The following is a 12,311-nucleotide window of genomic DNA, read 5'->3' on the forward strand; positions in this document are numbered from 1 at the left end:
AACCAACGATGGACGGCAAAAAGAACCTGAAAACACAGCGGCTTGCTGAACTTCCAGGTTCTTTTTTTGTTCACAAATGAAGATTCAATGAAATAGTTGGAACGATCTGTAAAGGTCGTAGGACGATTACACGCCGGATTTGATAAATCGAATCAGCTCGGCATTGAATCTTTCCAACTCATCATAGAATGCCCCGTGACCGTTCTCTTCAAAAGCAATCAATTGCGAACCGGCAATGCCTTTATGCATCTCTTCGGCGAACTCCTTCTCATTATCGCAAAAGTCTCAGTCCATTCAGAATAACCAGAATTGTACTGCCCTCATGGCCTACTACACCCAATGGCAATGCAACGTCCTGCAGGAAATTGCCCGCGATCAACGCCAGAATAACTGTGATGGCAAAAAACATATTTTGCTTTACAGTCCGCTGTGCCCGGCGAGCCTGCCTGATCACCCAGGCGATCTCTTCAATATTGTCGTTCATCAGCACCACATCCGCCACTTCCAGTGCCGTGCCGCTGCCTGATACGCCCATGCCCATGCCAACCGTTGCCGCCGCAAGTGCAGGCGCATCATTCACGCCATCCCCAACCATTAACACTTGGCCGTACTGTTCACGAAGCAGATGCACCTGTTTCACTTTATCTTCGGGCAATAATCCTGCGTATACCAGGCTCACGCCTGTTTCGCGGGCGATCACTGCTGCCGATTCGGGACGATCACCTGTCAGCATCGCCACCTTCACGCCCATGGCTTCCAGCTTTTTCACCGCTTCCGCCGCTTGTGGGCGTACGGTATCCCTCATTGCAATCAGTCCGGCCATCTCCCCGTTCGCTGTTATAGCTGACACGGTTTTGCCTTCACTCTCAAGCTGGGCACGTATCCCATGCCACAGAGTCAGATTGTTTAGATCAGAAGAACCCCATTGCCCTTCTACATCATTTGTGTCTTCTACCTCATTCGTATGATGTGTATCCAATTCATCCGTTTTTCCAATTTTCCAAAGAACACCGTTTACTTTCCCCTCAATGCCCCAGCCTGTCAGAGCTTGAACCTGTTCAGCAATCGGGAGGTTGATGTCCTCCTTGCTTGCCTGCTCCACAATAGCCTGAGCTAATGGGTGCATCGAAAGGTTCTCGATGGCGGCTACCGCACCCAATACCTGTGTCCGCTCATATCCGTCTGCCGTTATAATATCGGTCACCTGTGGTGTACCCATCGTCAATGTCCCCGTTTTATCAAAAGCAACCACCCGGGTCTGGGCCATGTTCTCCACATGAGCGCCACCCTTGAAGAGAATACCACGACGAGCACTGCTGGACATGGCTGATAACATGACTGGCATAATGGAAGAAACGAGGGCACAAGGTGAAGCTACCACCAGGAAGACCATTGCTTTGTAAAACGCCTCGTTCCATGTCCAACCAAGCAGTAACGGCATCCCCCCAATGACCAACAACGTTACAGCAACAACAATACGGGCGTATATCCCCTCAAATCGCTCAATGAAGCGTTGGGAATCCGGCACTTCTGTCTGCGCTTCTTCCACCAGTTTAATGATTTTGCCAAACAGTGAACCTTCAGCGGATTTAGTTACCTCTACATATAAAGCACCTTCGCCGTTCACGGTGCCTGCATATACTTCGTCACCAGCGGCTTTATCCACCGGTAAGGATTCTCCTGTAATCGAGGCCTGATTGATAAAAGAGCTCCCCCGGTACACGACACCATCCGCCGGAACCAGTTCGCCCGGTTTGACCAGCAACAGATCCCCCGGCTGCAAATCATCGATGGATACAAGATTCATCTTCCCGTCCTCAATCCGCAGCGCCGTTTCCGGTTTGAGCGCCAGCAGCGATGAAATATCCTTGTGACTGCGCTCTGTCGCGTAACTTTCCAGTGCACCACTTAACGCGAAAATAAAGATCAGCATGGCACCTTCATTCCAGTAGCCAATGGCTGCTGCTCCGAGCGACGCGGCAATCATGAGCAGATTCACATCGAGATCACGATCCTTGACCAGTGTCTCTATGCCTTCTTTGGCTTTGGTCCATCCACCTATGGCATAAGCAACAATATACAGCAGTATGGATAGCGGGTTGGACCACGATGCCGTTGCCCAGGCTATAAGCATCAAAAGTCCACTGCCCAGAGCAGCTTGCATTTCCTTATTGCGCAGCATGGCTCGAAAGTCCGGTTTGCGCCCCCGACCCGGGCCAGGTGTATTGGCTGGATGCTGTTTCGCTTTCGTTTGGGTTTGAACGGGTTGGTGTATCGCTTGCATATGAATCACAATCCTTTCTGAATGTAAGGTTATGGACTGCATTTTACTGCTTCCATGTCTCCTGTATTGAAGTCGTATTGAGAATGAGAGCCATTGTTAATACCCTAAAAATGACACATGCTGCTGCGGGAATCCCGCAGCAGCATGGTTATTGATTGATTGTTGAATGATTTTCAAATCATTTTGAATGAGAATGATAATCATTTTTGTGCTTATGCAATTATTTTTACCCAATACAACTTTTGTTTTATTATATGCCTGTGCTTTGCATTTGTAAATGGGTATTTCACCGGAACTGGTATAAAGCAGAAAGTAAAAAAGCCGCTCGTCCATAAGGACAAGCAGCTCGTAATAATGAATTTATTAACGTTGTAAATTAAACACTAACACTTGATTGCTGGCTAGCTTTAATGGCTTGCTCCAGATCGTAGAGGATATCCTGAATATTCTCTGTACCTATAGATAAACGGATTAATTCAGGATTAACGCCTGCTGCGGTCTGCTCATCTTCTGTCAGCTGTTGATGCGTCGTACTTGCCGGATGAATAATCAGTGACTTGGAGTCACCCACGTTGGCAAGGTGAGAGAACAGCTTCACATTCTCGATCAGTTTGCGTCCTGCATCCACGCCGCCTTTGATACCAAAGGTCAGAATGGCTCCCTGGCCTCTTGGCAAATACTTCTGTGCCAGTTCATAGGAAGGGTGACTCGGCAAACCAGCGTAGCTGACCCATTCCACATCCTCATGCTTCTCCAGATATTGCGCCACTGCGAGTGCGTTGCTGCTATGACGTTCCACTCGCAGATGCAGTGTCTCCAGTCCTTGAATGAGCAACCATGAATTGAAAGGTGAGATCGTTGCACCCAAATCGCGCAGCAATTGCACACGAGCTTTGATAATATAAGCAATTGGTCCAACCGCTTCCGTGTATACGACACCATGATAGCTGGCATCCGGTTCTGTCAATCCCGGGAACTTGCCACTTGCTTTCCAGTCGAATTTGCCGCTGTCCACAATAACACCACCAATGGATGTACCGTGACCGCCAATAAACTTGGTGGCCGAATGAACAACAATATCAGCTCCATGCTCGATTGGACGAAGCAGATAAGGACTCGGGAATGTATTGTCCACAATCAAAGGAATGCCATGTTCATGCGCGATCGCTGCTACTGCTTCAATGTCCAGTACGTTGCCTTGCGGATTACCAATCGTTTCAGCGTACAATGCTTTGGTTTTCTCCGTAATCGCCGCCCGGAAATTTTCAGGATCGCTGGAATCTACAAACTTTACATCCAAGCCAAGTTTCGGTAGTGTGGTTGAGAACAGATTGTACGTTCCACCGTACAAACTTGCTGCGGAAACAATCTCATCTCCCGCACCTGCGATATTTAAGAGGGAGAACGTAATCGCTGCTTGACCGGAAGCAGTAGCCAAAGCACCAGCGCCTCCCTCAAGTGCAGCGATACGTTGTTCGAACACATCCGTAGTCGGATTCATCAGACGTGTATAGATGTTGCCAAACTCTTTCAATCCAAACAGATTGGCTGCATGCTCCGTATCACGGAATCCGTAGGATGTTGTTTGGTACAACGGTACAGCGCGTGCATGGGTGGTCGGATCAATCTCCTGGCCTGCATGGATTGCCAATGTTTCAAATGAAAGCTCACGTTCGTTTGACATAAAACTGTTTCCTCCCTTAACTTATACGTTTGGATTTACCTAGATGTCATGACATGGTGGCGTATGTTTTCCATATTCTCTCACAAGATGTCGCTTTTGAAAAGAAGTATTTCCGATTTTTCCGATAAGAAATATTAATTATGTATTATGAAGACTGCTGCACCAAAAAAAACCTTTGCTCCCGCAAAGGTTTTCCGGATTTTTTGCAACATCACCTTCTGAACTTCTGCGCGGCTTTATACCGTTTATACCCGAACGCCACTCCATATCTCACGTAAATGCTTGGCCGCCGGGACAGCTTCTTCCGCCGTTACCCCTTCTAGTGAAATATCAATGTGCGGTTTATAGGTCTTCAACAGTTCAAAAAATAACGGATAATCCAGAATGCCCTCACCGGGCACCGGATTGAACTTCTCACCCTGCGCATTGAACGCCACGTCTTTGGCATGAATGACAATGATCCGCTGATACAGCGTTTCCATCACTTCACGCAGGAATGCAGGCTGGTCTGCCACATGTGGCTGTTTGATCAAATTACAAGGATCGAACAGCATGCCCAGATTGGATGAAGGAATTTCTTCAAACAGGCGAATCATATGTTCACGCGTATGAAGTGTATGGGTGGACACAGGCTCAATCGCCGCATGAACGCCCCACTTTTCCGCCTCTTCCGCCAGTTCTTCCACCGTCTCCCGCAGCACCGTCCACGCCTTTTCTTCATATCCGTCCGGATGCGTGTCCCGATACGTATCCAGGCCGCCAGTCTCCGTTGCCACCATGCTGCAACCAAAATCCCGGGCATAACGCAGATGTTCCTTAAATCGATCAATGTCTGCACGACGGGCCACCGGGTCAGGATCAATCGGGTTAATGTAGCAACCCAGTACTGCAATCTTGACTCCGCGCTGTGCAAATTGATCTCCGATTTCATTCGCGAGTCCAGGGCTCAGCTTGCCATTCGCAGAATCCACATCCGACAAAGCCTTGGCTAATGCCAGCTGTACCGAATTAAATCCGTTATCCGCGATGGTCTGTGCAAGCTGCGCTGTAGGCTGCTTGCCAAACGTATGCGCAAGAATACCAAGTTTCATGTCACTGCCTCCTTTGCATTCGGACGCTTGCAGGTTTAACGAGCCATCCAGCCGCCATCCACATTCAGTACGTGACCATTCAAATAATTCGAAGCCGCCGATGCCAGGAAAACAACCGGACCTTTCAGGTCCTCAGGTGTTCCCCAGCGACCAGCCGGAATCCGTGCCGTGATGTCACGATACCGATTTTCATCAGCGCGAATCTGAGTCGTATTGTCTGTTTCCATATAGCCTGGGGCTATCCCGTTGATTTGAACACCTTTGCCTGCCCATTCATTCGCAAGTGCTTTCGTTAAACCGGCTACCCCATGTTTACTGGCCGTGTATCCCGGTACGTTAATCCCCCCCTGATAGGACAGCATGGAGGCAATGTTTATGATCTTGCCGCTTCCGCGTTCAATCATATGTCTGCCAGCCAATTGGCTCAGGAAAAATACCGTATTCAGATTAAGGCCAATGACATCATGCCAATCCTGTTGTCCGTGGTCAGCTGCAGGCGTGCGACGAATAATTCCTGCATTATTGACCAGAATATCAATTCTCCCTTGAAAGGCTAATGCCTTTTCAAACACACCAGTCAATTCGTCCTCACGGCTCAAATCAGCTTCAATCACATACGCTTTGCGTCCTAGAGCCTCAATGGCACGTGCTGTTTCCGATGGATTGGAGTAGGACACCAGCACAACATCTGCCCCAGCTTCAGCAAGGCCAATCGCCATTCCTTGCCCCAGTCCTCCCGATGTACCAGTGACAAGTGCAACTTGTCCGCTTAAATCAAATGGGTTCATGAATGATTCCTCCGCATGGTTATTGGGTTGCAAACCGTACATTCCAGCCCCGGCAGTCACGTAACACTGTGGAACTGAAGGTCAGCTCTGATAATCCACTTCGATGCCATTTTGCCTGTACAAGGCTGCTGTTTCCTCATCCAAGCGACTGTCGCTGATGATGCAGTCCAGCTCCGAACAGTGTGCAAAGGTCCGAAGGGCAAATTGTCCGAATTTATAATGATCCACGACGCCATATACCTGCTGAGAGGCAGAGATCATCGCTTTTTTCAGTGGCACAAGATCTCCTGTATATATGGAGAGTCCAAATTCCGGATGAAGCGCCGTTGTTGAGATAAATGCTTTGTGAATGTTGAGATCGGAAATGAAAGCCGCCGTATCGTCTCCCACCAGCATATTGCGAACTCTTGCTCCGCCTGGGACAACCAGTCGCACCTGCTCCTTTTTGGTCAGTTCGGCAATGATGAACAGATCGTTGGTAACCACGGTAATGGGCTGATTGTCCATACGCTTCGCCATCTCCAACGTAGTGCTTCCACCGTCCAGCGCAACAATATCGCCTGGCCGGATATACGCAAGGGCTCGTTCGGCAATCTCCGTTTTCTCGGATTGATGTTTTTCCGCTGCTCCACGACTCGTAAGAATGCCATACTGGTCGTTCTGGGCCAGCATCGCTCCCCCGTGGACACGTACGAGCAATCCCATGCCTTCCAGCTTATCGAGATCCTCCCGTACGGTCTTGCCCGTCACCTGCAGCAGTTCACTCAGATCACTGACGGTGACTTCCTGCCGTTCCAGCAGAGCCTCCATAATTTTTTCATGTCTTTTCAATGGATTCATCACAGATCAACTTCCTGTTTCTTTGGGATTTACGCGCCTATTTCAGGTCCTTCATCGCCACGCCGTCCATATCCTCGAACGTCTGGTTTTCACCAGCCATTGCCCAGCAGAAGGTATAGCTGCTCGTACCGACACCACTGTGGATCGACCAGCTTGGAGAGATGATAGCCTGGCGGTCACGTACAACCAGATGCCGTGTTTCGTTTGGCTCGCCCATCATGTGGAATACGACGCCATCTTCCGGCAGGTTCCAGTACAAGTATACTTCGGAACGGCGGTTGTGGGTATGTGCAGGCATGGTATTCCACATGTTGCCCTTGTCGAGTTCCGTAATGCCCATCACCAGCTGACAGCTCTGGATTCCGCCTTCTCCCTGGTGGATATAGCGATAAATCGTCCGTTCATTGGAGCTTTCGATGCTGCCGAGATGGTTCGGCTGAGCCTGCTCCTGGGTTGCCTTTTGCGTAGGATACGTATGGTGCGCCGGTGTGGATACAAAATAAAACTGAGCCGGCTGTTCGTTTCCGCTGCTCTTAAATACAACTTCTTTTACACCTCTGCCAATATACAGGCACTCTTTCGCACCAATCTCGTATCCTTGACCGTCAGCTGTTACGGTTCCATGGCCTCCAACATTAATGATACCGATTTCACGACGTTCCAGGAAAAAGTTCGTTCCGATATCTTTCAGGTTCACTTCAAGTACAATATCCTTGCTCTGAGGTACAGCCGTTCCTACAATATAACGATCCACATGGGAATATACCGTTACCAATTCATCTGTGGCAAACAGTTGTTCCATCAGGAATTCCTCGCGCAGACGGGCAGTATCATACGTTTTTACCTCATTTGGGTGTGCAGCATAACGGTTTTGCATCTTTAATCCATTCCTTTCGTTAGTCAGATAATGTTCATATAAGTTCATTTTAGTTCATTTATTATCTTTTGTGTACCTTTTTTTTAAAAAATAAGACCCTTCTGGAATAAAAATCCCTAACGAGTACGGTTGCAAAACTTCTCCGCCTTCTCATTAGGGGCTATCTGGATGTTCTAATTTCCACTCGCTTTACTTATATGTAACTCTCACAGTCTCGTTGTACGTTGATGATCCGATCCGCCTTCGATATAATCGTCGTAGTTAGTTCAAAGGAGAGATGCAAGCTATGGATTACAGCGCATGGATTGGAGTCTCTACCGCTCGACAGCGGGTTGTCATCACGAAGGAACAGATTGGGTTATTCTCGCTTGGCTTCCCGGAGCTTTTCCGCCCTGCCACCCGAAATATCCCCCTCACCTATCCGATCGTATGGTGGCAGCAGGAACAGGTACCTTGGATGGACATTCCCGATAAAATCATGATTCACGGTCAACAAGCCTTCGCCTACGAACGTGAGCTGCAATATGATGAGGAGTTATTTTACCAGATCAGACTCGCAAACGCCCGCCAGACAAAAGGATCCCAAGGCAGCATTCATTTACTTGGTGGCGTACTGGAAGTTACAGACATTTCGAGACGCCCCGTGCTCTCAGCAGAGACAACGCTAGTGCTCATGAATCCGCCAGCAATCCAGACTTCCTTCTCGAACGCCGAACAGGAGTACCCGCGGCTTTTCTCCAAAATACATTATATGTGGGATGGCAAGCAGCCTCCTCTAATCGGTGCCGCGTTGTTAGACGTTTGCCTCGGAACTATCACAAGCGATATGCTGGTCGATTACGCAAACGCCTCTAACGATACCAACCCCATCCATCTGGATATTATTAAAGCTCGCGTGGCAGGGGCGCCTCTGCGAATTGTACAAGGTATGCTTATTGGGGGCATGATCGGGAATCGACTACAATCACTGGAGTTTGACAACTGGGCTGTAAAGAACTTAAAGTACCGTTTTCGCACTCCTGTGCTGGAGGGGGATGTGGTTCGTGTCATCGTACGGGTTGTAGCCGTGTCTAAGACCCTTCCAAAATTGGAATGCACTATCGAGGTATATGTCGAACATCCAACGGGCGCCAATGCCAGTGTGTTAGCCTACGAAGGCTCGGTATGTTATGAGGCTCGTTAATCCCATTCTCCAATCCGGACGTTGCCTTTGAGCAAATTACGAGAAATAATCAGACGCTGGATCTCGTCCGTGCCCTCATAGATTCTCCATACTCGCATCTCCCGGTACCAGCGCTCAATTGGTAGTTCCTTCGTATAACCAATACCACCAAAAATCTGAAGGACACGATCCACGATGTCGTTTGCTATGCCGGCACCATACAGCTTGGACATCGTTGCATGGTGCCTAGCATCAAGCTCCTTCTCTACCCGCCAGGCCGTGTACAGCACCAACCATTTTAATGCCTCCAGTTCAACAGCAGAGTCGGCGATCATCCATTGGATGCTCTGACGGTTTGCGAGCAGTTCCCCGAATGTGGTCCGTTCGTTAACATAATCAATTGCCATATTTAGCAGTCGTCCTGAAGCGCCAACAGCAATAGCCGGTATGACCCAGCGTCCTCTGCTGATCCACTGCATGGCTGTCGTCAACCCTTGTCCCTCCAACCCAAGCACATTCTCGGTCGGGACGAATACTTGGTCAAATGTAAGTATAGAAGGGCTTTTGTCCCCGCCCATGGTAGGAATTGGATCCGATCTCCACCCCATGTCCCGATCAACAAGGAAACAAGTGATCCCTTTCCCCGGCGCAGCCTGAGCATCAGTCACGGCGAAAACGATTGCGAAATCCGCCTCGTTCCCGTTGGTGATAAACATTTTCTCCCCGTCAAGAATCCATCCATCGGCCACGCGCTCGGCCCGCATTTGAATCCGGCTTGCATCGGACCCCGCTGAGCGCTCCGTAATCGCGAAGCAGGATTTTCGCTCGCCTGCGATAACAGGGAGCAAATACTTGGCCTGCTGCGCCTTGTTGCACAGAAATAGGATGTTGTCTGCTTCCCCTCCGAAGACAAAGGGAATACACGTACGTCCCAGCTCCATTTTCACCAGCGCACTGGCGACAGTACCAAGATTCGATCCTCCATACGCCTCTGGCGTCTCAATGCCCCAGAGGCCGATTGCTCTTGCCTTCTGTTGAAGTTGCCGGATCTGCGCCAGTTCTATTCCCGGTCTTCCCTCACGCTCATTGCGCAACAACTGAGGCTCCAGAGGGATTAGTTCCTCGTCTACAAAAGTACGTGCAATACGTTGAATATGTTTCTGTTTCTCGGTCAACTCAAAATTCATGTTTCCCTCCCGTTACTACGCGCCATCGCTTCTTCTGACTTAAAAATTTCATGTTTCACAATTCCCCTCACTGCCAGCCTGTGATACAACTCTATCAAATCATCTTCAGAAGGTTGCTTGTAATACAGAACATCAAAGTCGTTCTCAATGAATTGACATAAGATATCCAGATCCGATGACGTCGTCTTATCAATGACTACCACTTCTCTGAATACAGCTTCCGCCGCAATCGCTTGGAGCACTTCAGGCCGTCTCTCATAGACGACGATGACACTAACAGGTAATCTATCTCCTTCGTAGCCCTGGTACACTCTCACGACTTGCTCGAAGCGAACGTAGCAATCCCACCACGAATTTCTGATCTCCGGATTGAAGAATTCCTCTAAAATATATTGCGCCTGCACTTCAAATGTGGGATGAAGAGACAGGAAGTAATCCATATTGGTTTTCCAACCAAGGTGTCGGCTTTCATCAAACTCGGAAGCATGATAGATGTGAAATGTTAACGCATTTTTATTAAATACGAACGCTCCTCCATCCTTCTGCAGACGATAACCGAGTTCGCTGTCCTCAAGCCCCCAGCCTTTGAACCCTTCATCAAACATACCAGACTGGATCATCAGTTCTCTGTCGACTGAAAAATTGCAACTGAAGAACAGATGCCATGCCGTGCGGAAGGCGCTTCCATTTTCTGAAAAACGTTTCATGAGCAGGAATCTCTCATCCTCTTCTGACGATGACAATACCGTGTTAACCCATCCCGGTTTTAACGAGGTTAAGTCCATGCTGCTCTGAGACAAATATCTTCTAAATCCGATAACAAGCTTTCCTTTAGCCAGCTTATGCACTCTCAAATGCTCGTAGATAAAGTTCGGTTCGGCGAGTTGATCTCCATCGAGAAACACAACGACATCTCCACTAGCGTTAGTGATTCCCTTGTTTCGCGCCGCAGCTCTGCTGGATTCTGCCGTTCTTGGAACATAATAATACAGGATAGGAAAATCAAACGTTAAACCGCCTATCATCTCTCCCGTGCCGTCCTGGGACCCATTATCAACGATGACTACCTCGTATTGATCACCATCATCTATGCGCTGACGAGATAAGGAGGATAAACAAGCCTTAATAACTTCTCTCTGGTTATATGATAGGATGATTACGCTAGCCTTCATAAGTATCTCCTTCCATATGCCGAAATGTCTTTTTATTTGCATTTGATGCAATTAACAATGCAAAACCCAAGAAAGCCAATACTGCCGAGGAGGCTATAACCGCTTTAAAACCCAAGTAATTCCCCACCGCCCCTGCCAAAAGACCACCCGCCATGGAACCAATGATATTTGCATTGTTGTATAGCGTGGTCGCCGTGCCAGTCATTTTCGGCACCAGGTCCTGGAAGAATGTCATTCCAACTCCAAGTACGATAGCGATGAAAATTGCGCTAAATATTTGAATTGCAATGATTTGCCACTCCGAATTCGTGAACCAAAACAGGATAAAATACGCTATTCCGAATAATCCCGCACTTTGCATAACCGGAATACTGCCAAACCGCTTGGCCAATATTCCCAAGACGATCATGCTTGGAACCTGCAAGGCTGCATTAACACCTGAGATCAATCCGACGTCCAATTTTCCTCCATCCAGCTCCTGTGTGACATACAAAGGAGTAACGATTGCCCCCATCGTATTAGCCAACTCGAAAGCCATAAATGCAAGTAAAGAAAACACGACCTGCGGAGCCATCAGCAGATGTTTGAAACTGCGTCTCGAATCTGTTAATGGCTCAGCCTCATTACTCGGCTCCCGGATCTCATGCACCCGAATAACCAGCACAAAGATTGCGACGAGCATGTACATAAACGAGACGACGAGAAACAGGCCAGTATACGAAAATCGGTAGATCGTAAAAGAAGCCATCACCGGACCTAGAATCCAGGCCAACGACACCAATGCTCGCAATATTGCCATAATAATCGTGACATCTTCGCTTGCCTCCCTCTCTACAACTTCCCTCGCAAGAGCAAATAACTGCGGGAAAGCGGAGAATGACAAGGCTATGAACGTACAGGAAACGAGCATTAGCACAACGTAGCTGTCCGTGTTCGCATAGCAAACATACCCTACTGAAGCTGACACGGATGACCCGATAATGATCCACTTGCGTACAGGCATCCTATCGGATAAACGACTAAGCAGTGTGCTAACGATGATTCCGCTTAACGATCCAATGGCCAGAAAGATTCCCAACGATAGGGGACTCATACCTACACGTTCTACTCCGAATAACGGCATAAACGGCATCGTTAGGGCGTAACCCAAGCCAATAAAGAAAATGCACAAGGAGATGAGAAGCAATGATGGGCTTCTCATTACGACCAAAATACTTTTCAATAGA

The 12,311-nt window shown here is 48.5% G+C and carries 11 protein-coding genes; 1 reads left to right on the plus strand and 10 read right to left on the minus strand.

Translation table 11 applies throughout. The features are described from left to right. Positions 1-126 precede the first annotated feature (126 nt). From MHB49_RS29420 to kduI, 7 genes are all read right to left on the minus strand, one after another. Positions 127-249, minus strand: a complete 123-nt coding sequence (locus MHB49_RS29420) for a hypothetical protein (RefSeq protein WP_405157313.1) — start codon at positions 247-249, stop codon at positions 127-129. Positions 250-271: 22 nt separating this feature from the next. Continuing rightward, positions 272-2,284 (minus strand): heavy metal translocating P-type ATPase, encoded by a 2,013-nt coding sequence (locus MHB49_RS29425; protein WP_405153954.1) that lies wholly within the window; start codon positions 2,282-2,284, stop codon positions 272-274. A gap of 376 nt (positions 2,285-2,660) precedes the next feature. Continuing rightward, the gene (locus MHB49_RS29430) at positions 2,661-3,968 is read right to left on the minus strand and encodes a homocysteine synthase (RefSeq protein WP_405153955.1); all 1,308 of its coding nucleotides are present in this window, start codon (positions 3,966-3,968) and stop codon (positions 2,661-2,663) included. A gap of 245 nt (positions 3,969-4,213) precedes the next feature. Further along, positions 4,214-5,059, minus strand: a complete 846-nt coding sequence (locus MHB49_RS29435) for a sugar phosphate isomerase/epimerase family protein (protein WP_405153956.1) — start codon at positions 5,057-5,059, stop codon at positions 4,214-4,216. Between the two features lie 35 nt (positions 5,060-5,094). Then, positions 5,095-5,847 (minus strand): 2-dehydro-3-deoxy-D-gluconate 5-dehydrogenase KduD, encoded by a 753-nt coding sequence (gene kduD, locus MHB49_RS29440; RefSeq protein ID WP_405153957.1) that lies wholly within the window; start codon positions 5,845-5,847, stop codon positions 5,095-5,097. An 81-nt stretch (positions 5,848-5,928) separates the two neighbouring features. Further along, positions 5,929-6,687: a DeoR/GlpR family DNA-binding transcription regulator gene (locus MHB49_RS29445; RefSeq protein ID WP_247899402.1), complete on the minus strand. Its 759-nt coding sequence runs from the start codon at positions 6,685-6,687 to the stop codon at positions 5,929-5,931. A gap of 37 nt (positions 6,688-6,724) precedes the next feature. Further along, positions 6,725-7,564 carry a 5-dehydro-4-deoxy-D-glucuronate isomerase gene (gene kduI, locus MHB49_RS29450; RefSeq protein ID WP_405153958.1) on the minus strand — a complete coding sequence of 280 codons (840 nt, stop codon included), beginning with the start codon at positions 7,562-7,564 and terminating at the stop codon, positions 6,725-6,727. 286 nt (positions 7,565-7,850) lie between these two features. On the opposite strand from kduI, the gene MHB49_RS29455 reads away from it, so the two are divergent. Beyond that, entirely contained in the window at positions 7,851-8,747 is an 897-nt protein-coding gene (locus tag MHB49_RS29455) for a MaoC/PaaZ C-terminal domain-containing protein (protein WP_405153959.1), read from the plus strand. Here the strand turns inward: MHB49_RS29455 and MHB49_RS29460 are convergent. Genes MHB49_RS29460 through MHB49_RS29470 form a run of 3 tightly spaced genes read right to left on the minus strand, consistent with a single transcriptional unit; the run spans position 8,744 to position 12,307 of the window. Further along, positions 8,744-9,913 (minus strand): acyl-CoA dehydrogenase family protein, encoded by a 1,170-nt coding sequence (locus MHB49_RS29460; RefSeq protein ID WP_405153960.1) that lies wholly within the window; start codon positions 9,911-9,913, stop codon positions 8,744-8,746. The genes MHB49_RS29455 and MHB49_RS29460 overlap by 4 nt on opposite strands. Continuing rightward, complete coding sequence (locus MHB49_RS29465) at positions 9,910-11,085, minus strand: glycosyltransferase (protein WP_405153961.1); 1,176 nt, start codon at positions 11,083-11,085, stop codon at positions 9,910-9,912. Before MHB49_RS29465 ends, MHB49_RS29460 begins: the two co-directional genes overlap by 4 nt. Then, positions 11,075-12,307 (minus strand): sugar efflux transporter, encoded by a 1,233-nt coding sequence (locus tag MHB49_RS29470; RefSeq protein WP_405153962.1) that lies wholly within the window; start codon positions 12,305-12,307, stop codon positions 11,075-11,077. The genes MHB49_RS29465 and MHB49_RS29470 overlap by 11 nt, the downstream gene beginning before the upstream one ends. Between the last annotated feature and the right edge of the window lie 4 nt (positions 12,308-12,311).

Origin of the sequence: Paenibacillus sp. FSL K6-0108, assembly GCF_045040695.1 — a bacterium.
Lineage (GTDB): Bacteria > Bacillota > Bacilli > Paenibacillales > Paenibacillaceae > Paenibacillus > Paenibacillus pabuli_B.